Raw genomic sequence first — 22,456 nt, forward strand, 5'->3', positions numbered from 1 at the left:
TCAGCAGGAATTTCCGGATGGGTAGCGTAAGCGCAGCTTTTGTCGGATACGAGGAATGAAAAAAAACGCCTTGCCGCCTGTTTCCGACATTTTTTTGCGGAGACCTTCCCCAGGAAACAAAAAACAACCGCAGCCTATAGCCGCAGTTGTTTTCAAAATTCCCTATTATTTTTTGCTGACGTTGCCGTTGGCATCGATTTTTGCATTATAGGAGAGTTTGTTCAGTTTCGCGATGATCTCTTTGTTGTACTTCTTGTCCATCAGATTCGGTTGGCCTTGAAGTATCTTCACCGGCGTAATCCGGCTCGTGATCTTGGAGCCCTGAATCTCAACATGCACCATCATCGACAGCAAGGTTTTGTCCCCGCCCCGGGTGGAGCGGTTGAACACGAAGTTGCCAAGCGAATAATAAATCGGCTTGTTCTTGTAATATTCGATGCCCATCAACGTATGGCTGTGCGATCCGATAATAATGTCGGCCCCGGCGTCAATCATCTTCTTCGCCATCGTACGCGCATATTCTTCCGGATAGTCGGCGAATTCCTGGTTCCAGTGGATGTATACGATCGTATAATCGTTGGTTTTGGCCGATTTTTTGATATGGGTCAGCATCGGCTCCATCGTGTAGGCGGAGGCAGCACCCGGATGGTTCTTGCCCGCGATCCAAGAATTGTCCGACAGCACCCGGCTGACGCCCAGCACCGCAATTTTCTTGCCATCAATGGTCTGCACGTAAGGCTTATAGGCCTCGTCCATATTGCGTCCGGCTCCCGTGTACCCGATCTTCTGGCGTTTCAGATGGGTAATCGTATCCAGCATCGCCTGCTGCCCATAGTCCAGAATATGGTTGTTGGCTAGCGTTACGCCGTCGATCCCAGCATAAACCAAGCCTTGGAGCGTATCCGGCTTCGAACGGAAGGCAAACGTTTTGTCCGCAGCTTTGCCCCGAATGGAGACCGGCGTCTCCAAATTGGCAAACGCCATATCCGCTTTTTTCAAGATGGGGGCCACCTTCTTAAACGGGTATAGGTTCCCGAATCTATCAATCTGGTTCCCCACGTAGCCGTCCAACAGAATGTCGCCTGCAAAAACAAGATCTATCGGCTTGTTCTTCGACTTGGCTTGAGTGGTTGCGCCCGCTGTATCCTTGGTTTCCTGGGCCTTGCTCTGAGTCTGTTTCCCATCCGTGCCCGCTGCCGAAACAATGCTGACCGGGAGAAGCATAACGATAACCAGAATGAGGCAAAATAATTTCTTCATATCCATGCCGCCCTTTCCAAATAAAAACTCTAAGAAGCTAGTCATTTACCACGTTTATCCTATCATAAAATGATATAAAAGGGGAATTATATCAAATGATCCATTTAATAGAATTATGAATGACCTCTAACTAGTTAGCCCTTTCATGACTACGCATGCGGATCATTCTTCAGATCCCTGTCGCCCCCAGATTTTTCAAACGGATTACAAGTGGTGAAAATCCAGGGGCAAAGGGGACCGTTTCGCTTCTCCAGAATCATTCCGCCTTCTTCATCGAGGCATATAAACATCCAAATAAATCTAATCTATCTTTTTCTATCCATAGTCTTAGACTTAAAAAGCGGGCAAAAAGTTTCAACCATCGCATATCATGTTGAAAACTTCATAAATTGCTTATATATTTATACGTATCGTAATTAAATAAGATTTTTTGATTACGTTTTGTGATATTTATACGAGGTATTTCTTACATATAAGTAATCTAAAGGAGCTGAAGCCTATGGATATTCATTCTTCCGGTGAGAACGCGCCTCTCCTGATTGATGATATGGACCGCAAAATCATTGCAATCCTCGGCAAGAACGGGCGAATCTCGTACACGGATTTGGCCAAAGAGATTGGATTGTCCCGCGTTGCGGCACAGGCCAGGGTCAATGCCCTAATCGATGACGGCGTTATTGAACGGTTCGCGGCGGTCATTAATCCGGAAAAAGTGGGGATTTCGGTATCTGCTTTTTTCAATGTGGAGGTCGAACCCAAATATTTGCAGCAGGTAGCGGACACATTGGAGAACGAGCCGTATGTAACAAGTCTTTATCATATGACCGGTCCCAGCAAGCTGCATATGCACGGACTCTTTACCGATCATAAGGAAATGGAAATGTTTTTAAATGAGAAGCTTTACCCGCTCCCGGGCATTACGAGTGTGGACACGCAGATCTTAATCAAGCGTTATAAAAGCCGAATGGGCATTCGACTCTAACTCTCGACAGAAAGGACTCATACCTTGCCTGATAAAACTAGCAACCCATACATGGAATTATCGTTCGGCATGTTCCGAACCGGAATACTCGGCTACGGCGGCGGTCCTTCGGTTATTCCGTTAATCCGTCACGAGGCCGTCGTTCGTTACAACTGGCTCAGCGACGATGAATTCGGAGAGGTGCTCGCGCTCGCCAACGCGCTTCCTGGCCCCATCGCCACGAAGATGGCCGCCTATCTCGGTTACCGGGAAAAAGGGGTGCTTGGCGCCATCGTTGCCGTTCTCGCGCATATCCTCCCGACCTGCATCGCGATGATCGCGCTGCTGTCGGCGGTGACGTTCCTTAGCAGCTCCAAAGTGGTGGCGGGCATGATTGCCGGCGTTACGCCGGTCATTGCCGTGATGCTGGGAACGATGGCTTACGAATTTGGCGAGAAGGCTGTAAAGGGGCTCGGCATCTACACCGGGATCGGATCTTTCGTCGTGTCGTTTCTTCTGCTGGAGAGTTTCCAGATTCATCCGGCCATTGTCATTATACTGTTCCTTGCCTACGGCACCGTACATTTCAAAACCGTAGCCAAATTAAAAAAGCAAAGACGGGATAAGGAGGGGTCCGCCTAATGGAAGAATGGCTTCAACTGCTGATCAGCTTTTTCGTCTCCAACGTGCTCGGTTATGGCGGCGGTCCTGCTTCCATCCCGCTCATGTACAAGGAGATCGTCACGAATCACGGCTGGCTGACCGACCCGGAGTTTTCCAACATGCTTGCCCTTGGCAATGCGCTTCCCGGGCCGATCGCCACCAAAATCGCCGCTTTTGTCGGGTACGACGTATCCGGCTGGATGGGCATGACCCTCGCCCTCGCGGCGACGGTCATCCCTTCCGCGGTAGCGCTCATCTGGCTGTTGAATCTGCTGCAGAAATACCGTACTTCGCCCGTGGTCAAAGGCATGACCCTGCTGGTCCAACCGGTCATCGCCATCATGATGCTGACCCTGACCTGGCAGATCGGCAAAAGCTCCGTCATCTCCATCGGCCTCCTGCAATCCCTCGGCATCGCCGCCGTCGCCTTCTGGGCCATGTACATCCGCAAGATCCACCCGGCACTGGTGATCCTCGCCGCGTTCGCTTACGGGGGCTTGGTGCTGTCGCAGGTGGTGTGAGGGGGGATTGTAGATAACAACTATAACCCGTTCGGGCAAGTCGCTGTAACTAAAAGAGCGAGTTTGAGGGGCACTTGCCCATCAATACTCGCTCTTTTTTCAGTCCACAGCCAACCAAGCATACCCCGGACCACGCACCACGCACCGTACGTATCCCCCGATTAGACCAACGGGGCAATGAGCAATTCACCTGACGTCCAAAAATATGATCGCCATATCATTCAATTTGTCCCGAAAGTCCTCTTGCTCTATGGTCGTGAGGACTTTCTAACGGACTCAGAATACCTTATTTTGTACAAAATAGCCCTTTTGGTAGCTTTAGCGGACACAGAGGACCTTATTTGCTGTTTTAATCGGTATTGGCACCCGTAATTCGCACAATAGCGGATCTGGAGTCCGGAAAATTGTAAAAAATCGAGTTATGATCTTAAATAACGGATCTATGGTCCGTTAAAAGCTGACACAAGTAACTTGAGTGCCCATGGCTAGTAATGATACCTGCAGCCCCATTAATTACATCCCTTCAACTCCCCGCCTGCTTCCTCCCCATCACCACCCCGATCTTGCCCTCTTGGACCTCCACCTTATACTTCTTCACCCGGATGCGGTCGCTAAACAGCGACTTGCCGGTCTGGAGGTCGAACTCCCAGCCATGCCAGGGACAGCGGACAATTTCGCCTGCCCGGCCGTATTCGTAGTCGTATACCTCCGAAGGAAGCGTCGTACCGGAGACCAGTCCTGCGCAGATCGGCGCCCCCTGATGAGGACAGTAGTTCAGAATCGCATGAAACTCGCCGTTGATCCGATAGATGCCGATTTCGCGTCCCTCTATGTTCACGACCGCGTGCCCGCCCTCCGGAACGTCCTCCTCCGCCAGCACGTAATGTACCGTCATACATGCCACCTCCTTGCCTATGCGTCTAGCTTTGTAGGGTTTGGCTTTGCTTTGACTTTGCTTTGACTTTGCTTTGACTTTGGTTCAACTTTGTTTTCGACTTTCTTTCGCCTTTGTTTTCTACTTTCTTTCGCCTTTGTTTTCTACTTTCTTTCAACTTTGTTTTCGACTTTGTTTTCGACTTTGTTTTCGACTTTCGTTTATCTTTGGTTCGTCTTTGGCTCGTCTTTGGTTCGTCTTTGGTCTGACTTTGGTTTGCCCATAGCCCAAGCTTCAATTATTCGTGCTAGGTTCATTCGGATACCCTAATCCATCCATCCATCCATTCATCCATCCATTCATCCATTCATACATTCACCCATTCCCTCAATCCAACCGGTACAGCTGCCTCGCATTCTCATAAAAAATCTTCCGCCGGGCCTCCGGCTTCAGGCCCCGCAGGATATGGCTCGGCGAGTCGAAGTCCCAATGCGGGTAGTCGCTGGAATAGAGCAGCATGTTCTCTGCGTCGATCATGTTAAAGAGATCGATGAGATGCTGCGGATTGTCCGGCTCCTCGATCGGCTGCGTCGATAAGTAGCAATGATCCCGGATGTACTCGCTTGGCATTCTCGTCAGCCAGGGCACGGTTGCGCGCAGTGCCTTGTAGTTTTTGTCCAGCCGCCACATCAGGGCCGGCAGCCAAGCCACTCCGCCTTCAACCAGAACGACCTTCAGGTTCGGGTATTTCACGAATACGCCCTCGCATACCATGCTTACCAGATGTGCCATGAACATCTGGGAGAGGCAGGTGTGCCACTCAATGTAGCGGGTCGGGTAACCGGCCGCGGTGGGAGCCGTCGAGCTCCCGCCGCCTTCCGCTCCCGGGTGGATTGCGAGCGGAAGGCCGTTGCGCTCCGCCGCTTCATAGATCGGGTGATAGTGGCGCTGACCCAGCGGCGAACGCGCCGCACTGGAGATCATCACTTCCACGATATCCGGATGGCCGCCGATCCGGTCGATCTCGCGTGCCGCCAGCAGCGGGTCCTGGGTGGCTACTGCCATTGCGCCTTTGAACGCTTTATGTTTGCCAAGCCACTCGGCGATCAGATAATCGTTATAAGCCGAGCATATCGCCGCCGCATAATCCGGATCATGCGTGGAGGAGATGTTGTAGACGACACCCGTCAATACGACATAATCCAGATTGTAGCCTTCGATCAGCTGCTTGATCATATAATCGGGATCAGAGCCGGCCTTGCCTCCCCCCGGAGGGATCGAGTCTTTTTTCATCACCCCGATCGGCGAGTAGTACCCTGAGCCTGCATAACCGATGCCGGATGTCGCTACCCGGGAGCGCCAGGGCTCCTGCAGATATGGCAGCAGCGCCCTGTCGTCCTGCTCGTTATGAACGTCGACATCGATAATTTTGGTATCGTCCATTGCCTGATTCCTCCATCTCCATCGCAGATTACTTGCCGCCGTATGTGCGAGTATAGGCGGTGTTGTACATGGTAAGGAGTTCATCGGAGCCGAGTTTCTTGGCCTGGTCAATAAACTGCTGATAGGTGGAATCGTTAATCGGGGTTTTGCCGGTTACGAACTCCGTCACCTTCTGTTCAAGGAATTTGTTCAGATTGTTCAGCTTCGATTTCTCGAGCTCCAGCTCCTCTTCCGTCTTGACGATCTGTTTCGGTGCCGGGACAATGTACTGCTCATATCGGGCGTTAATATCCTTGCTCTTCTCACTCAATCCGCGCTCCCACACCTCACGGGATTTGGCGTTATTCAACGTAATCAGGTCATACCATACGCCCCAGTCCTTGCGCAGCGCATTAAACGGAGACTCGCCGAACTCCTTGTTATATACCGCTTTGCCGTCCTCCATCGTATACGTTTTGCCTTCGATTCCTAGGGACAGATAATTCGTTCCCTCTTCGCTGACCAAATAATCGAGGAATTGGACGGCGCGCTCCTTATCCTTGACTTTAGCCGAGATCGCTCGACCGACGGTGCCAACGACCGGGCGGGAGAACTGATAGTTCTTGATCCCTTCGGCGGCAAAGGAAGGAATCGCATCCAGCTCATACTCGGCCGTACCAGCCCCCCTCGCCTTCGCTACGAGCGACTCCAGATCGGCCTTCCAGAAAAACGTCACCAAGGATTTGCCCGTCAGTATGCGCTCCTCCCACTGCGCTTGGGTCAGCAGCGAGAATTCCGGATCCAGCAATTTTTCCGCATACAGCTTATTCAGATACACCAGCATATCCTGATAATTCTCATGGTATGGGGCGAATGCATATTGATCGGTGGTCGGATCGAGATTATAGAAGCCGCTGATGCCCGTGAAGATACGCCCGAAGGTCGTATACAGCCCCGTATCGCCAACGATCGCGTTGGATATGAGCGGATAGGAATCCGGAACCTTCTCCTTCAATGTTTTCAGATACTCATAAAATTCGTCCACCGTAGTCGGTGCCTGTATCCCATGCTGATCCATAATGTCCTTGCGGGCATACCAGATAAAGTTGAAGCCCTTGCCTTCCGCATCCCCTTCCAGAACAGGTACGGTATACAAGCCTCCGTCCGTGCCCGTTGCCAGCGCCTTGGCTTCAGGATATTTTTCGTAAAATGCTTTAAGATTCGGAGCCCGATCCAAATAATCATTAAGATTCAGGAACACCTTCTCCGGCCCATGCTCCCTGCCGTCCTGCGTCGGCACCTGGATAAAATCCGTAGCCGTATTCGTGGCAATCATGATCTGCCTTTTCTCCTCAAGCCCTTCCTGGCTGACGATCTGGAACTTCACTTTGACGCCCGTCTTTGCCTCGATCTCTTTGAAAATCTCCCAGTCATCCCGAACCTTGCCCTCCACCCGGTCGTATACGAGCCATGAAAAAGTAACCGGTTTGTCAGGACTTAACGTCCCCGAATCGTCCTTGCCCCCGCTGGTGCAGCCCGTAACCAGCATCGCGCAGAGCAGGATCATGGCAAGCGCTGTTCTGAACCCCTTTCGCCGCATTCCCTAACCTCCTTTTTATCATCACAACGTATAGAGATGGATTTACTTGAAATCCATGACTATCCCTTAATGCCGCCAATCATCGTTCCCTGTACAAAATATTTTTGGATAAACGGATAGACGCATAGAATCGGCAGCGTACCGATCATGATCATGGCATATTTCAACGTCTCCAGATGCGTCAGGTCGCCCTCGCCCTGTACATTCGTGCCGGCGATCAGGATGTTGCGCATCATGATTTGCAGCGGGTACATCTCCCGGTCATTCAGATAGATCAAAGCGCTGAAAAAAGAGTTCCATTGATTCACGGCCGTGAACAGGCCGATCGTGACCATCACCGGTACGGATAGCGGCAGCACGATCCGCACCAGAATCTGTATGGATCCGCAACCATCGATAGCAGCCGCGTCCTCAAGCTCCTCCGGCAGCGCCTCAAAGAATGTCCGCATAATGAACAAATACCATGTGCTGATCAGCGACGGGAGGACGATCGCCCAGATGGTATCCAGCATCCCCAGCTTCTGAACGATCAGAAAGGTCGGGATCATGCCGCCGCTGAACAGAAGCGTGAATGCCGCCATCAGCAAAATCACTCTCCGGCCGGGCAGCCACCGTTTCGCAAGCGGGTACGCCATCGCGGAGGTCGCAATCAGCGTCAGCACCGTATGCAGGAATGTGTACCGGATCGTATTCCAGTAACTCATCCAGAGATCGGGGTTATAGATGAGCTGTTCGTATGCAATCAGCGTAATCTTTTTTGGCCACAGCAGCACGGCGCCGCTCGCGACCATGGCATTATTGCTGATGGAAGCCGAGAATACGTACACCATCGGATAGGCCATCACCATGATCAGCACAATCATGAACAATACATTGAATACGTCAAACAGCTTTGAGGCGAAGCTTTCCTGCTTTTTCATCGCGCACCTCCCTTACCACAGGCTGGTCTCCGAATATTTGCGTACGATCCGATTGGCCGCAACGACCAGAATGAAGCCAATCGCCGACTGGAATAGGCCCACCGCGGTGGCGAAGCTGAAATCGGCATCGAGGATGCCCCGCCGGTACACAAAGGTGTTGATAACATCCGAGGTTTCGTAATTCATCGTGTTGTAGATCAAGAGTATTTTCTCGAAGCTGGCCTCCATGAAATTACCGAGCGACAGCACGAACAGGATAATCATGACCGGCACCATGCCGATGAACGTAATATGCCGGACCTGCTGCCATCGGTTTGCCCCATCCATCTTGGCCGCTTCGTACAGCGTCGGATCGATTCCTGCAATCGCAGCCAGATAGAGAATGGTGCCCCACCCCACCTTCTGCCATATTTCGGAGCCCACATACACCGTCCGGAACCACTCCGGCATGCCCAGAAACATGATCGGCTCGATGCCGAACAGCTTGACGAGCAGATGGTTCACCACGCCTGTTGTGGGAGAGAGGAAGGTAACGAGAATGCCCGCGATTACAACGGTGGACAGGAAATGCGGCATATAGCTGATGTTTTGCACAAACCGTTTGAACCATTTGCTCTTCAGCTCATGGAACAGGATCGCCAGAATGATCGGCGCCGGAAAATGAAACAGTAGATCGTACACATTCAGCATGATCGTGTTACGAATCAGCTTCCATGCATCGGGGGTGACATAGAAAAATTCAATCAAATGCTTGAATCCGACAAACTTGCTTCCCAAAATGCCCCGGCCGATCGAATAGTCCTGGAAGGCGATGATGATGCCGTACATCGGCGCGTACTTGAATATCAAGTAATACAAAATGCCGGGAAGCATCAGCAAGTACAACGCTTTATGCTTTCTCAGAACATAGCCGATCCGTGATAGCTGCGCCAATAATCCCCACCTCCGATTGAAAGCATTTACATTCGTTTGTTGTTGTCCCCACTATACGAGCCGTGGCTCCTTCGCGTAAAGCAAACATCTTTTCCTTGAGACGCACGTTTTGCAATGCCTGCGCCGCAAGGCTTTCAGCCCGTTCCATGCAAAAAAAGAGACTTCAGAAAATAATGCAGTCTCTTTTTTCCTACTGATGAAAACTCCGGTATTTGGCGGGCGTAATGCCTTCATATCGGCGGAAAGCCCGAATCAAAGAATTTCGGCCCCAATACCCAACCTTCTCGGCAATTTCGTCTATTTTCAAATCGGTTTCAAGCAAAAATTGCTTTGCCTTCATCAGCCGGTACTTCGCGATATATTCCACGTACTTCTCGCCGACCTCCTCCTTGAAGGTACGGCTGAAATGCCCGATGGACATATTCATCATGCCGGCAAAATGCTCGATCGACAGCTCTTGATCATAATGCTCATGAATGTATTCCACAATCTCCATAAACTGTTGACTCCGGCTGCTGGAAGCCGGCTTCCGGAACAGAAAACCATGAATGTCCTCGAAGCAGCACGTCAGCTCGTCCCATGTCATGCAGCGATTCATCCGTTCGAACAGACCCGAGTAATACGGAACGTTGAGTTCATTGCGCTCCGATTCCACGGCCCGAATCCAGGTGTTGAGCACATCGGCAAGCAGATATTTCATCTGCATGGCGGAGGCATCCTTGCCCTTTCCCTCCTCCAGCAGAGCAAGCACGGAATGAAGCAGCTTGTCATACTCCCTCGTTTTGTACTGATTGAGAATCCGCTGGACCTCCTGTACGGATAGGAAAGGATCCCACTGCTGCAGCTCCCGGGAAGGCTGACTGCCGCAAATCTCCACCGCGGAATGCAGCCCCCGGTACTTCAGCATGGCTAGAGCATGCTCATAGGACTGGTGCAGCTCTTCGATGGCATGAACGGTCTTTCCGAGACCGATGGTCGCTTTATAATAAGCACCGTATTCCAGGAAAATGCCCCGAACCTGCTCCGCTACTTTTTCCGGATAATTCTCCGCGATGGGACCATGCTCAACAATGCAAGCCATCAGATCCGGCCTTGTCTGGCAGATCCAGATCATGCCGGGTGCCAGCCGGTGAATCTTGTCCTTCAGCTCCGTCAGCAAAAAAGTCTTGGTGGATTCCGATGCCGAATCGTAAACGGTTGGATCATAATGGAACGAGATGCACAGGACGGTTCTCGCCGCCTTATGACTGTAGGCAAACTCAATCTCCTTGGCGTAGTACTCAATCGATAAGGCATCCCGGTATTGCCCCAGCAGGATTTTCGTAAAAAACTGCTCCTGAACGATCGGCAGCATCCCGTTCACCATCTGGAACAGCTCTTTATTCTCCGTCATGATGAACTGGGAGTAACGTTTGATGACATCAAACTCGTTTCCTTCGTGGCCGACCTTCCCGCTCGGAGCGTGATGCAGCTTCAGTCCATCCTTAATCTCCCGGATCGGCCGGTATAAGCGCCGGCTTAAATAATATGAGGCGAGCGCGCCGACTATGAGGAAGAATAGGAGGAACAACCAGCAGATCCATCGGGTCATATAGACCGGCTTCATCAATGTTTCTAAATCGATCATGCTGATATAATGCCAGGACTCGTCGAAGCCGGATGCCATGAAGGACAGCCCCATCTTGTCCGATATCGTGAATGGCGAAGCAACGCCGTCCGTACGTATTCGCTGCTGCAGGGTAAGCTGGTCCTGCTCGGTCAGTCCGGTCTGGGCTATCACTTTGGCTCCATCATCTACAATCGCTGTGCCTGTAACCCAGCTCTCCGGAATATGAATCTGCTCCTCTAGCTTGTCTCGTTTCACTTCGACCAGGAGATAGACTTCAGGAGCCGCGGTATTAAACGGGTAGCTCATGGAAGCTGTCAAAGAAGCGGATGAATCCATGAAATCCATCATTTTTTTGCCGGATAACTCGGCTTCCAGCTGATGGCGGCGGTTCAAATCCAAGGGATAACGGGAATGGAAATAATACGCTTTATTCGTATAGGTTTCGGCATCGATCATCAAATCCTGGTGAACAAAATAATAATACGCCCTCTCGACAAGATCATCCGATTCCAGCTGCTGCAGCTGCTCCCGCAGGGAATGAAGCAGTTCCGGAAGCAGTTGGCTATCCGGCGAAGAAGCCATGGGAGCGAGAAGCACGCTCCGTAATCTGGAGGTGCTGAGGATATTAATCATGCTCGTCTTTAAGGATTGAAGTTCGGTGTCCGTCTGCTCGGAGAATCGGTTCATCATCACTTGATTGAAACGCTCGGCATCCTTTTCAATGATGCGAACGACCAGCACCTGGGCAAGAACCGACGCCACAATAACGGGAATGAGAATGAGGAGAAAATAGTTGGCGAACAGCCTCCAAAACAGGGTGTTCCTTCTGGGAGGCGGAGAATCGGTATCTCCCGGCTCAGGTGATCGGTTAGGCGACGTCCTTCGCTTCATGAATGTCCCCCCTTTGTTATTTAAAATTGCAAGCAACAGGGCTTGCATTTACGTCTACTATATTTTGATGTAAGTTATAATATTCGCTGCACCTTCCTTGCACGGAATTTGTACTGAAATGACGTTTACCGGACAAGTTTGCGTCCATAGCAAAAAGAGCCAGGAATCTCCTGGCCCTTATCAGAAACGAGAATGTCTTTTTTCCTTGCTCGTGTGCACTTACTCGTATTCAAATACCGCATCCGGCGTTAGGGTGACATTGGGCGCATAACTCGGCATCTGACCGGTCTCTTGCAAATATTGCTCAACAATACGAGCAGCATCTACCAAGGAGCTTAGCAGCCAATCCTCATAAAGCTTACCGAATTTCTTATGAAGCCATTCAGAGGTATATTCATTCGAAAGGGTGAACAAGGAGTAGATTTCACGGACGGTATTGGTATGCTTCCGACCGTAATCATCCGTCCAAGTCACTTTTTTATTCAAATCCACTTTGCGGATATCTTCCGTTTTGGTGGACAGAATGCCATTCTTGTATTGGTAATAAATGCGCAAGGATTTTTCATATTCATGGCCTTTTAGCAGTCTCCAACCAGCCATGCTTCCGGTCGCAGGGACCGATGACATTTTGCTTTTCCCGGAGTTTCCGGTGTTGCCGCTGCTCGTTGCTTTCTTCGGCTCGCCCTTTACAATGAATTGTGCCGCACCCAGCGTCACAGTCATTTGCTGCTTGGATGCGTCCCACTTGAGTTTGGCACCCAGTGCTGAGGTCAACAGATCGGCAGATACAAGCGTCTCCCCCTTGTGCTGGATTGGAGCGCCTTTCATATTCACGGTTTTGCCGTTGATCTTCGCCTGCTTGCTTCCTGCCTTAACGGAAAGCTTGGTTTCTCCTACGGTAATGTCAAAGGTTTTGGAAGAAGCCTGATATTGAACCGAACCTCCCATGGCTTGGAATACCGGCTTCAACGGCAGGTAGGTGACCCCCTTCTCCTGCTTGGCATTCTCCAGCGGCTTGCCAAGTCCTGAAACGATTTTCACCGATTGCTTCTTGCCTGCAACTTCCACCGTCAGCGTGGCTTCGCCCACACCCATAATTTTGTATGTGCCTTTATCTGTTGCCTTGATTAAATGCGGCTTATCTATGGACAAAGCGATCATATTCGCCGGAATCTTGTGCTTCTCTCCACTGCCGTACTGAAATTCGACCGTTGGCGTGATGGAACTCCCCACCTTCGGCTTGCTGTTCGATACCTTTAAAGTGACAGCGGTAATGCTCGGTACCGTCACATCGTATAGCTGTCCATGATCATACTCCGTCCAAGTACCATCCGATAACCGCGCAAAAAAGCTTTTGGAACCTTCAATTCCCACGATCTCTTGAACTCCGCTGATTCCGTTCAACGGGCTCGTTTCAAATGTTTGCGAGAACACATCCAATCTGGCATTCCACACCGTTCCGTCTTTTTTGACGAAAATCAGTTTCTGTTCTTTACCAAAAGAAATGTCAGCCCCGTCGCTAATCAAGTTTTGGGACAGGTAAGTCGTGCTGCCGTTGATACGAAGTGTACTGAACAGCACAAGTCTTCCATCATTGTATAGAATAGCGGCGTAATCGCCGGCAACCTTGATTTTGCGGATCGCGTTCACGTCCGCTGCTTGACCCAGAGTCACAGGCTCCGGTGTATAGGCACTATTGTGGTATAAGATTGTCCCCGACTGGGTAACGCCGCCGATAATTCCTTTATTCTCGTCAAAAACGGATATTCCCTCAAAGCCTTTTACCGCTTGAGGCTTGGAGTCAACCATGCGATGAACGATGCCGTCAGAGGTCAACCAGTAACCTTGTCCAACCTGTTTCACATGATTCGCACCCGCTACAGCCTGATATCCCGATTCCCCCCACATGACCAGTCCGCCCGCGTTATTGACGCCGAATCCGTATCCGCTGGAGCCCGCGATGAACTTCAGATCTCCACCCATCGGAATCGGGATTCGGTTGATGGGAAGGCGGCTGTACGTAATCCAGACTGTGCCATCCTTCATCAAGGGTGTGCCATCCGGCAATAGCATTGCAATCTTCGAGCTTGCCTTATCCGGCTGGCCATATGCTGCCCCGGCCGCGGTCGGGATCATCACGCAAACCGCCAAGAGCAGAACCAACATTTTCTTGAACATGGAATGAACCTCATCTCTTATCAGAATGTAAGTCTTTCAAATCTAGTGCAATCGAACCAGGAATATTATACCACTCGATAGAAACGAAGCCTAGATAAAAAAGACAACCGGACATACATCCCATTCGAGAAGATGCATTATACGGCTGTCTTATAAATTTAGTTCCAATAAATTTAGTTCAATTAAATAAGACAGATCATGCTGAACCGTTAGAATATTAACTAGCTCGCTTGATTTGCGCTGGCTGATACGGCAGGCCTTCTCAGCGACAGTGACAGCCAGACACAGTGAACGGCCAGCACCAGCAAAAGGAACAGATCGTATCCGATAAATGCGTCACTATTGTCATTACCTACAAACTGGATAAAGTTGTGAAGGAAGTGGAAAAGAATCAGAGGGATAATATTTTTGTTCTTCACCATCAGCAAGGCCAGTACAACGCCTATTAGCAGAGCATATCCAATCTGTAAAATCGTTTGGAATGCATCCTGCCCTGATAAGACGTTCAGTACATGCGTGACAGCGAACAGGATGCTGGAGGTGATCACGGCCGTTTTCATGCCTTTTGGCAGCAGCGTCCTCAGAATCAATCCCCGATAAATGCTCTCCTCCACAAAACCAACGAGCAGGGTAAAGAAGAGAAAGAACAGGACTTCCGAAGCACTGATATCGCGCATTCCTTTGAACGAGATGACAATCAGAATAAGGAGCAAGGGAGAATAGTAGACCCAACCGTTGGCTGGAATACTGCTGAGTTTACGGAAACCGAGCGCATTCCACTTCTTCTTCCATGTAAAATATGCAATCATCACCAGAGCGATGGGGATAAACGAGATCAGAACGGGCGAAGTATAACTTAATTCCTTGATGGTCGCATAGGCTCCGGCTGCAAATACGGCTAACAACAGCAGAACCTCGATAATGACTACAGTTAAAATCGGTCTTTTTTGTGAAAAAGAAGCCTTAGTTCTCGGGTTTGACATGGTTCAAATCCTTCCTCTCCATAATATCCCTCAACCATTGCCGCTCCATTTGAAAATGATTCAGTCCATAAGCCAGAACCGATACCCGATAATAGTAATTTTCCGGGTTTTCAATATCAGCCAATTCTCCCGCCACGACGCTCTGTACTGCTTCCAGCATGTGAATTTCCTGATCCAGCTTAAATAGATATTCAGCCAAACGTTTTTGGCGAAGGTCTTCATCCAAATAATCAAAAAAGAAAATACGGATCAGTTGCTCATTGCGTCCTGACTGCATCGGTCCCGACAACCACTCGAGAAACGCGATTCGACCACTTGGCAGCAGTGTATACAGCTTCTTATTCTTACTGTTATCGGTTTCGGTCAACGTAACCATGCCCTTGTCCGCAAGTCTCTTGAGCGCAGGATAAAGACTGCCGTAACTCGCCTTGTAGAATGTGCCTACAGTGCTGTCGATTGTTTTCTTAAGATCATAGCCGCTCATCGTTCCTTCCATCAGCATGCCGAGGAGAATGTACTCCAACAAAATCATCACCACATTCCAATAATGTATCTATTCGATATATCCGTTCGATATATTAATAATACATTATTTTAAATTGGAGTCAAGGGAATTTTTAACATCTTTTTTGTTTTTCTAGTTTCATCATAAGCAACCCCCAAAAAAAACGCCCCCAGCATCTGTTTCCAGACACCAGGGACGCTTATCGTTCACCTACATTTACTCCATGCGCTCAAACACCTTGAACCTTCGGCCTTCCTGCAATGCCACCAACGTATGTTCATCGACTACATAGATTTCCGTGCCTTCCGGCAGCTCGTTCGACGATAAATGCGTATCCGGGTATTGATCAGGCTCGAGCTGCTTCTGGATCGTGCCCGCCAAGGTCAAATCTGCGTCCGCAAAAGCCTCGGCACCCTCAATGCGTTTTCCGATATACTCTTGGTCATCGTACTTTACCAGAGACGCATAACTGGCCGACTGCTTGCTGCCGCAGCCAAAACATAGGATCAACAATAAGCTGATGACCGGAATCCCTGTTATCTTAAGCCTCTTGCCCATAAGTCTTCCTCCCTTGCGGACGTCTCCCTAAGGTCTTTGTTTTCTACCGAAAAAAGCTATAACAGCTCATCCAAGCGTTCCTTTAACACTCGGGCATCATAACGAATAAAAGCTCCGTTGACCGTACCGACGAGCACTTCCTGCTCCGTTACGTTCAGCGCGCCGTTTTTGGCATGTACCTCTCGCAAATCGACGTTGCCGGTGATCACGTTATGCAATCTGCCCAAGCTTCTGCCGTCTTCCTTGTTCAACACCACAAGATCGCTTCCCAAACTTATCAGCAGGTACGAATCCAGGATTCCGTAGCTGCTGCCAACCAGATGGGACAGATCGTCACTGGCTTTGGAAGTAGTCTCCATCTTCCATATAATGCTGCCGCTCTCTTTATCTACAGCTGCCGGAATGCCGTTCAAGGTAAGATAGACTCGCTCTCCCTCGATGACGCCGCGGGCGGCCTTGCCTTTCACGGTCCATAGTTCCTTATCTTCCATGCTGTCATACAATACGCTTTCGTAAGCGGTAGCCCCGCTGAAATACTCCCCATTCAGCGCACGCTGCACCAATAGATACCGCTCATTCAGCACCTCGAACCGTTCCATCTCACGTGCCGGATACACGCTTTTGCGCTTGCCGGTTTCCGTATGGAGCAGAACCCATTCCTTGCCAAGCAGCATCCATCTTGTGGTCATATCCGCAGGAGATACCGGATCGTAACGGTAGCCTCCGGTGAAATACGGATCTCGGGACGGATCGTCCATGTATTTTTTCCCGACTTTAATATCCCATGCCGCTTTGCCGGTTACGGGATCGTAAGCGGTAAGCTGTCCGTTCTGCTCGATGAGCACGTATGGATCATCCGTGCCCTGATTCAACAGGCGATGTTCACCGGACAACGTTTTTTTCCAACGCAGCTTTCCGGTTTCCTGATCCAGCACACTCAGCACGCTTTTGATTTCGTTCACATTCAAAGCTTCATCCAGAATAATCGCATCGGCTGCAGCCGTCATCGTCAGGCCAAATTCATGCTTCGGCTTAACCTCCCATAACACTTGTCCATCCGACAACCGGATATGCCGCACACGGGCTACATAATCTTTAACCTTCGGGTTATAAGCCGAGTACATGGTAACATGCTCCCGCTCCTTGTCCGTGACAGCCGTATACCAGCCAAATCCCGCATCCTCCTGCCACAGCTTCTTGCCGGTGCCCCGGTCAATCGCATACAAGGAAGAGTTATCGTGCATCCCGCTGTATCCGCCATCATCCCCCTTGAGGAGCAAAACCTCGTCGTTTGCCTCAAGCAGGAAGGTGAAATTCAGATTGCCCTGATTTCGCCAGTCGGGCTCGGCTTCTAGAGTCTTCAGCGGCGGTACGGCGGCAAAACGATAGGTAAACTCGTAATCATCGCCAGGACTGTAACTCCGCTCAAAGGATTCGGTCCCCGGAATCGCCCATTCGCTGGCCGTCAGCTTTCCGGACGGAGAGAACGTCACGGTATAATGGGCATCCCGCTGCTCATATCTCCAGGTCTCCCCGAGTATCATCGGTTTATTGGAGCTCATCTCCTGATTCCGCGATGTCTCCCTCGCCTGCGGTTCGCCAAGCAGCTTTTTCACATAAGAAGAAGGGGTGCCTTTCTTGAAAAGAAACTCCGTCAAGTTGCGTACCGCATCCGTCGTTACTTCCGAATTTCCATCGAGAAGCCCGTCAGGCATCGATTTCTTGGCGGTCGTGTCCTTGCCCCGTACCCACATCATGGCCGGACGGTAGATCCGGTAATCTTCCTTCCACTTGGCAGGACTAATCATGACGCCGTACCAGTCCTTCCACTGGGCTACGGCGATGAGCGTCGTTCCGGTTTGGGATATCGGCCATTTCACCGTGCTTCCGGGAGCAAGATATATACTGCCGCTGCTGCGCAGTTGAAGCGAGAGCGGGGAAATTGGTTTCACTTGGGCAGCTTCCTTGGAAACATACCATGTCGGGAGCCACAGGTCTCCCCGAGAATCGGATTTGATTAACGCCATTTCCCCCTTCACGGAGTGAAGTCGGAGCGATTCTCCCTTGGCCCCATAATAACTGACCTTGAGATTTGTCAGATGGCTGTTCTTACTAAGCGCATTAGGGAAAAAAGCTGCCTTTTGCTGAAGCATGACGCGTTGACCGGATGTAAAGCCCCCGGCTCCGGCAGCATCGGCGAATACGGTACGAGCGCTCTCCTGCGTCTGCTGAGCCGGAATCCCAACAAGTGAAATACAGACGGCTGCCGTTATTCCGATGAATAGTCGCTTTCGGATCGATACGCGTAAACTCACAGAAACCATCCTCTCCCATACAAGCATATATAATGTAAACGCTATTATAAGGCAATCTGTTCCAAAATCAAAACAAAAAAACTCCCTTCCAGGAAAGGAGCCTATCCTAAATCTCTTTATTATCGTATAGATTGACGTAAATGTTCCGATTAAAAATGGTTTCTGCAGCTGTCCTCAATTGGCCCATTTCCACACATCATCGTACATTCATTCGCCAGTTTGAATCAGATATGATATGGCCCTGCGTTTGCCTGCCTGTCATTTTTCTGGTGCGGTTTGTCACTCCGTTTGCTATTTCCCCCCATAACTGCCCGAGAAAGGATGCTGGAGCCATCGACGTGCTTCTATTGATTGCTGTTGTCGTCCCCTCAATGGATCGATTCTCCATCCGCGGATCTTCGACGGACATCTTGAGCTCTGCGCATCCCGATAGTAATATGACACCAACCATCACAATGATTGCCGGCCATGCCATCGTGATCCTAATGCTCCGTTTCACATGTTGTATGGATTCCATCCCGACTGCCTCCTTATGTACGTTCCTAAAGAAAGTATAAGGAACACATCTTATCAATCCATGGTCCAAGTTCTTAACGAATGCTTAAATAAAGATGAACAATTCCATATGGACCACACAGAAGCAGGCGGGGACTTCCGTCTTAGAATCTTATAAAAAAACGCCCCCTTCGAGGGAGCGTTTGCTTGGATATCCTCTGCTGCTATGCAAAGGCAGAAAAACCACCGCGCGGTAAGCTTGAAGAAGCAGCCACTATACGACTTTAGGAAAGCGAGATTCAAAAATTGTCCTCTGCCGATCGCTCCGCACCCGGATTTCGCCGCCCTGGACTTCCACAATGCTCTTCGTAATGGCCAATCCCAAGCCGGTGCCCCCTGTCTGCTTCGAACGGGAAGCCTCCACACGGTAGAAGCGGTCAAAGATGAACGGCAAATCCCGCTCGGGAATCGGATCGCCATAGTTGGTGAAGCTGATGCTCACCTGATTGCCATCACTGCGGACGGCGATGTCGATCCTTTTGCCCGACTCCCCGTAACGAATCGCATTGGTTATCAGATTCTCGTAAGCCCGGACGAGCTGGGCGCCGTCTGCCCGAATAACGAGGTCTTCCTCTGCCGCAAGCTTGCATTCCATCCCGGACTTCTCCAGGGCAGGAACGAATTCCTCGATCAGCTGTCTCATGAACTGAGCCATATCGATCTCCCGGATATCCAGCGGAAGCCCGTTATTAATCCGTGTGTACTCGAACAAATCATCAATTAGCCTCTTCAGATTTTGCGCTTTCTCATAAGCAATATTCACATAATATCGCAGCTCCACTTCATCCTGGTACCGGTCTTCCTCGATCACCTCCAGAAATCCCAGTATCGATGTAAGGGGCGTACGCAAGTCATGGGAAACTCCCGTAATCAGATCATTCTTTGTTTTCTCCGCGTTACGCTCCTCCAGAATAGATTGGTGAAGCTGCCTGCTCATCTGGTTGATGCTCTCAGCCACCTCACCCAGCTGGCTGCCTGACTGAACCGGGATGTCGGTGTCGAAATTCCCCTTGGCAATCTCGCGAAGCCCGTTCCTGATTTCCTCCAGATAAACGTTCAGCTGTTCGGTCATGCGGTTTATGCTGGAAGCGACGACGCCTAATTCGTCTTGGGATTTGAGCTCGATTCTGGAATCGAATCGTCCCGCCGTGATGTCCTGAAGACCGGTCTGGATCTTCTGCAGATCAAGGACAAACCACTTCGTGCTCATATAATAGCTGACAAAAAAGAGAATGATGCCCGCAACCAGCATAACCGGATCCGAGCCAATATTGTTAATGATCCAGACTAGCGGCGGCTTGATTGCCGGAATAGAGAGTATCAGCGTACTTAACGCATAGAGTATGATAAGCAGGGCTGCCGTGATGCCGATGCTGGTAAGCAGCATAAGCAGCATCTTCAGGCGGATGCTATGAAGCTTCATTACTTTCAAGTTAGTCACCTCTGCTTAAGTTTACTCTATTTTGTAGCCGATCCCCCACACTGTCTTAATATATTCCGGCTGCTGCGGATCCTTCTCGATCTTCTCGCGCAGCTTGCGAATATGTACCATGACCGTATTTTTCGATTCCATGAACGGTTCGTTCCACACCTCGGTATAAATCTTGTCCATGCTAAGCACGAGTCCGCGATTGATGGCCAGCATATGCAGCAGGGCAAATTCGCGCGGCGTCAGCTTAATCTCAACGCCTGCCACCGTTACCCGGTGGGAAGCGACATTCATAATCAGCTCATCAATCTGAATTTCGTTCTCATCCCTCACCGAGCTGCTGTTCAGCTGTTTGTATCGGCGGAGCTGTGATTTGATTCTAGCGATCAATTCCAGCGGGCTGAACGGCTTGGTCACATAATCATCCGCGCCGATGCTGAGCCCGGCGATCTTGTCAATCTCCTGACTCTTGGCGGACAGCATGATGATCGGCGTGTTGTTCTCCTCCCGAATTCTCATGCATGCCTCAATGCCATCCATCTTCGGCATCATGACATCGAGGATGATCAAATCCACTTTATGTTTTTTTAGAATCTCCAGCGCTTCCAGGCCATGAGATGCGGTGAGGAGCGTATAGCCCTCATTCCTGACGTAAATCTCCATCAGTTTCAAAATTTCGGTTTCATCATCAACCATTAATATCGTAACTCCAGACATGGCTCCTCCTTGATTAAAAGCGGCAGTCAGCATAACGCCTTTTAAATCGTCTTGCACCATGGATGCGTAGACTGTGCGTTGCTGCTGTTTTGGTTTCTCTTCGCCACGGCCATGCCCTCGTCAGGTATGCATCCTTGTTTGCTAACGTAACAGACTATGAACCGGAAAGCGGCACAGCCGGCGTATCGGTTGGCTTAACCGATCTCTTCGCTTTCGGAATATTACCGAATATCACCCATGAGCCTGGTATAAATCGAACCGTCAATTCCACAACGATCCATGAACAGCCTAAGGCTGCCGCAAAACCGCCTGCATACCACAGATGGGTCAGCATTGAATTCCCCGTAGTTAGCGGAAACTCACGGTAGACGAGCAGAAAGAACGGATGAATGAGATATATCCCAAAAGATACGGCCCCCAGTCTTTCCAGCGCCGGCGTCCATCCACGTACTCCGGCCCGGTAGAACAAAATGGCGAACTGGAGCAGGGCAAGCGCCCCAAAGTAAGTATGCATATTCCACAGCAGCTCATACAGTGTTGAATTATACCCGGTTCCGTGCAGTCGGCTGTTGTAATAAATGTACACATGTCCGAGACCGGCAGCGGCCCATGCGATCCACAGCACCACCCAGGCGGCGATGCGGTGAGGCCGTGCGTTCGCGCGGCTAATGACAAGCCAGGCCTTCAGTTTCGGGTAATAGATGCCGATAAAAGCGCCCAGCATGAAATAGGCAATGTAGGACAATGCCCAGCTCCCTTTATTCGGTACCTGCCAATAGTACTTATTCATCAGTATAAACGTCCACTGGATCACCAGTCCAATCGGTATCGCCCATTTTGCAAGCTGGGGCACCCTCTTGAACAGCCACAATACAAGCGGAAACAGCACATAAAACTGAATGCTGATAAATACGAAATAAAGATGCGTATACGCTTTGCCCGTCAACAGCTTTTGAACAAAGCTCTCCATCGACTCGCCGAACGGCCTGCCCTGATAATATAAATAGTGCAGGAGTGCGAAGTAGAACACGGAGAACAGCGTATACGGAATGATAATATACAGCAGTCTTTTCTTGTAAAATCCGCCAATCAGCTTCTTCGTTGTGGGACGGTCATAGTAATTATAGAAGAGTACCAGACTGCTCAAAAATATAAATGTCGGCGTTCCGTATTTCATGAAGATGTTCATGAAATTGTACATAAAAAAATATTTGGAGTCCGTCATCGCAGATACGGCATACGATGTGGAGTGAACGGACAGCACGCCGATGATGGCGAATGCGCGTACCAATTGCAGCTCGGGAAGACGTTCCCTTGGTAAAGCGTTTATTTTGTTCATGGCAGTACCCTCTCATCTTTTAAAATCCGATTATTCTCGTTCCTTGCGAAACAGATTCATCTAGTATAGTAGACAGTTCTTAACGCCATACTTCCAAATTCTTATCATTTGCTTAAGATTATGGTCCTTCCTCCTAATAAAATTCTCCTTGATCATAAAGAATCCTTGGACTTACAATAAGAAAAAATCTATCGACGTACTTTCTCAGAAGACAGACCGCGAA

Annotated in this window: 19 protein-coding genes; 3 read left to right on the forward strand and 16 right to left on the reverse strand. The window is 50.0% G+C overall.

Annotation, left to right across the window (positions count from 1 at the left end; all coding sequences use genetic code 11):
- Nucleotides 1-165: 165 nt before the first annotated feature.
- The gene (locus PLA01S_RS01225; RefSeq protein WP_127589687.1) at nucleotides 166-1,260 is read right to left on the reverse strand and encodes a CapA family protein; all 1,095 of its coding nucleotides are present in this window, start codon (nucleotides 1,258-1,260) and stop codon (nucleotides 166-168) included.
- 499 nt (nucleotides 1,261-1,759) lie between these two features.
- Between PLA01S_RS01225 and chrS the strand changes: the two genes are divergently transcribed.
- From chrS to chrA, 3 genes are read left to right on the forward strand one after another with little or no spacing between them, the layout of a single operon-like run.
- Nucleotides 1,760-2,242 (forward strand): chromate efflux transcriptional regulator ChrS, encoded by a 483-nt coding sequence (gene chrS / locus PLA01S_RS01230; protein WP_127589688.1) that lies wholly within the window; start codon nucleotides 1,760-1,762, stop codon nucleotides 2,240-2,242.
- Between the two features lie 51 nt (nucleotides 2,243-2,293).
- On the forward strand, nucleotides 2,294-2,863 hold the full coding sequence (gene chrB / locus PLA01S_RS01235; RefSeq protein ID WP_127590082.1) for a chromate efflux transporter ChrB: 570 nt from the start codon (nucleotides 2,294-2,296) through the stop codon (nucleotides 2,861-2,863).
- Complete coding sequence (gene chrA, locus PLA01S_RS01240; protein ID WP_127589689.1) at nucleotides 2,863-3,405, forward strand: chromate efflux transporter ChrA; 543 nt, start codon at nucleotides 2,863-2,865, stop codon at nucleotides 3,403-3,405. The genes chrB and chrA overlap by 1 nt, the downstream gene beginning before the upstream one ends.
- 523 nt (nucleotides 3,406-3,928) lie before the next feature.
- Here the strand turns inward: chrA and PLA01S_RS01245 are convergent.
- The 15 genes from PLA01S_RS01245 to PLA01S_RS01315 form a co-directional block, all read right to left on the reverse strand.
- Nucleotides 3,929-4,300, reverse strand: coding sequence for a Rieske (2Fe-2S) protein (locus PLA01S_RS01245; RefSeq protein ID WP_127590083.1), 372 nt, complete (start codon nucleotides 4,298-4,300; stop codon nucleotides 3,929-3,931).
- A 366-nt stretch (nucleotides 4,301-4,666) separates the two neighbouring features.
- A complete protein-coding gene (locus PLA01S_RS01250; protein WP_127589690.1) occupies nucleotides 4,667-5,722 on the reverse strand; it encodes an amidohydrolase family protein in 1,056 nt (351 codons plus the stop codon).
- 28 nt (nucleotides 5,723-5,750) lie between these two features.
- Nucleotides 5,751-7,301: an ABC transporter substrate-binding protein gene (locus PLA01S_RS01255; RefSeq protein WP_127589691.1), complete on the reverse strand. Its 1,551-nt coding sequence runs from the start codon at nucleotides 7,299-7,301 to the stop codon at nucleotides 5,751-5,753.
- 59 nt (nucleotides 7,302-7,360) lie between these two features.
- Complete coding sequence (locus PLA01S_RS01260; RefSeq protein WP_127589692.1) at nucleotides 7,361-8,221, reverse strand: carbohydrate ABC transporter permease; 861 nt, start codon at nucleotides 8,219-8,221, stop codon at nucleotides 7,361-7,363.
- Between the two features lie 12 nt (nucleotides 8,222-8,233).
- The gene (locus PLA01S_RS01265; RefSeq protein WP_100540618.1) at nucleotides 8,234-9,154 is read right to left on the reverse strand and encodes an ABC transporter permease; all 921 of its coding nucleotides are present in this window, start codon (nucleotides 9,152-9,154) and stop codon (nucleotides 8,234-8,236) included.
- 190 nt (nucleotides 9,155-9,344) lie between these two features.
- Nucleotides 9,345-11,654 carry a helix-turn-helix domain-containing protein gene (locus PLA01S_RS01270; RefSeq protein ID WP_127589693.1) on the reverse strand — a complete coding sequence of 770 codons (2,310 nt, stop codon included), beginning with the start codon at nucleotides 11,652-11,654 and terminating at the stop codon, nucleotides 9,345-9,347.
- Between the two features lie 219 nt (nucleotides 11,655-11,873).
- Nucleotides 11,874-13,832, reverse strand: a complete 1,959-nt coding sequence (locus PLA01S_RS01275; RefSeq protein WP_127589694.1) for a copper amine oxidase N-terminal domain-containing protein — start codon at nucleotides 13,830-13,832, stop codon at nucleotides 11,874-11,876.
- A gap of 221 nt (nucleotides 13,833-14,053) precedes the next feature.
- The gene (locus PLA01S_RS01280) at nucleotides 14,054-14,815 is read right to left on the reverse strand and encodes a CPBP family intramembrane glutamic endopeptidase (protein WP_127589695.1); all 762 of its coding nucleotides are present in this window, start codon (nucleotides 14,813-14,815) and stop codon (nucleotides 14,054-14,056) included.
- Nucleotides 14,796-15,347 carry a helix-turn-helix transcriptional regulator gene (locus PLA01S_RS01285; RefSeq protein WP_127589696.1) on the reverse strand — a complete coding sequence of 184 codons (552 nt, stop codon included), beginning with the start codon at nucleotides 15,345-15,347 and terminating at the stop codon, nucleotides 14,796-14,798. Before PLA01S_RS01285 ends, PLA01S_RS01280 begins: the two co-directional genes overlap by 20 nt.
- Nucleotides 15,348-15,536: 189 nt before the next feature.
- Nucleotides 15,537-15,878, reverse strand: coding sequence for a hypothetical protein (locus PLA01S_RS01290; protein ID WP_127589697.1), 342 nt, complete (start codon nucleotides 15,876-15,878; stop codon nucleotides 15,537-15,539).
- 56 nt (nucleotides 15,879-15,934) lie between these two features.
- On the reverse strand, nucleotides 15,935-18,193 hold the full coding sequence (locus PLA01S_RS01295; RefSeq protein WP_127589698.1) for an outer membrane protein assembly factor BamB family protein: 2,259 nt from the start codon (nucleotides 18,191-18,193) through the stop codon (nucleotides 15,935-15,937).
- A gap of 196 nt (nucleotides 18,194-18,389) precedes the next feature.
- A complete protein-coding gene (locus PLA01S_RS01300) occupies nucleotides 18,390-18,710 on the reverse strand; it encodes a hypothetical protein (protein ID WP_127589699.1) in 321 nt (106 codons plus the stop codon).
- A 252-nt stretch (nucleotides 18,711-18,962) separates the two neighbouring features.
- The gene (locus tag PLA01S_RS01305) at nucleotides 18,963-20,180 is read right to left on the reverse strand and encodes a sensor histidine kinase (protein ID WP_127589700.1); all 1,218 of its coding nucleotides are present in this window, start codon (nucleotides 20,178-20,180) and stop codon (nucleotides 18,963-18,965) included.
- A gap of 21 nt (nucleotides 20,181-20,201) precedes the next feature.
- Entirely contained in the window at nucleotides 20,202-20,894 is a 693-nt protein-coding gene (locus PLA01S_RS01310) for a response regulator transcription factor (RefSeq protein WP_127589701.1), read from the reverse strand.
- Between the two features lie 154 nt (nucleotides 20,895-21,048).
- On the reverse strand, nucleotides 21,049-22,233 hold the full coding sequence (locus tag PLA01S_RS01315; protein WP_127589702.1) for an acyltransferase: 1,185 nt from the start codon (nucleotides 22,231-22,233) through the stop codon (nucleotides 21,049-21,051).
- Nucleotides 22,234-22,456 lie beyond the last annotated feature (223 nt).

The organism is Paenibacillus lautus NBRC 15380 (assembly GCF_004000945.1).
Taxonomy (GTDB): domain Bacteria; phylum Bacillota; class Bacilli; order Paenibacillales; family Paenibacillaceae; genus Paenibacillus_AQ; species Paenibacillus_AQ lautus.

Coding starts and splice junctions, on each gene's coding strand:
- PLA01S_RS01225 (WP_127589687.1), bottom strand. CDS start 1,260: ATGAAGAAATTATTTTGCCTCATTCTGGTTATCGTTATGCTTCTCCCG.
- chrS (WP_127589688.1), top strand. CDS start 1,760: ATGGATATTCATTCTTCCGGTGAGAACGCGCCTCTCCTGATTGATGAT.
- chrB (WP_127590082.1), top strand. CDS start 2,294: ATGGAATTATCGTTCGGCATGTTCCGAACCGGAATACTCGGCTACGGC.
- chrA (WP_127589689.1), top strand. CDS start 2,863: ATGGAAGAATGGCTTCAACTGCTGATCAGCTTTTTCGTCTCCAACGTG.
- PLA01S_RS01245 (WP_127590083.1), bottom strand. CDS start 4,300: ATGACGGTACATTACGTGCTGGCGGAGGAGGACGTTCCGGAGGGCGGG.
- PLA01S_RS01250 (WP_127589690.1), bottom strand. CDS start 5,722: ATGGACGATACCAAAATTATCGATGTCGACGTTCATAACGAGCAGGAC.
- PLA01S_RS01255 (WP_127589691.1), bottom strand. CDS start 7,301: ATGCGGCGAAAGGGGTTCAGAACAGCGCTTGCCATGATCCTGCTCTGC.
- PLA01S_RS01260 (WP_127589692.1), bottom strand. CDS start 8,221: ATGAAAAAGCAGGAAAGCTTCGCCTCAAAGCTGTTTGACGTATTCAAT.
- PLA01S_RS01270 (WP_127589693.1), bottom strand. CDS start 11,654: ATGAAGCGAAGGACGTCGCCTAACCGATCACCTGAGCCGGGAGATACC.
- PLA01S_RS01275 (WP_127589694.1), bottom strand. CDS start 13,832: ATGTTCAAGAAAATGTTGGTTCTGCTCTTGGCGGTTTGCGTGATGATC.
- PLA01S_RS01280 (WP_127589695.1), bottom strand. CDS start 14,815: ATGTCAAACCCGAGAACTAAGGCTTCTTTTTCACAAAAAAGACCGATT.
- PLA01S_RS01285 (WP_127589696.1), bottom strand. CDS start 15,347: ATGATTTTGTTGGAGTACATTCTCCTCGGCATGCTGATGGAAGGAACG.
- PLA01S_RS01290 (WP_127589697.1), bottom strand. CDS start 15,878: ATGGGCAAGAGGCTTAAGATAACAGGGATTCCGGTCATCAGCTTATTG.
- PLA01S_RS01300 (WP_127589699.1), bottom strand. CDS start 18,710: ATGGAATCCATACAACATGTGAAACGGAGCATTAGGATCACGATGGCA.
- PLA01S_RS01310 (WP_127589701.1), bottom strand. CDS start 20,894: ATGTCTGGAGTTACGATATTAATGGTTGATGATGAAACCGAAATTTTG.
- PLA01S_RS01315 (WP_127589702.1), bottom strand. CDS start 22,233: ATGAACAAAATAAACGCTTTACCAAGGGAACGTCTTCCCGAGCTGCAA.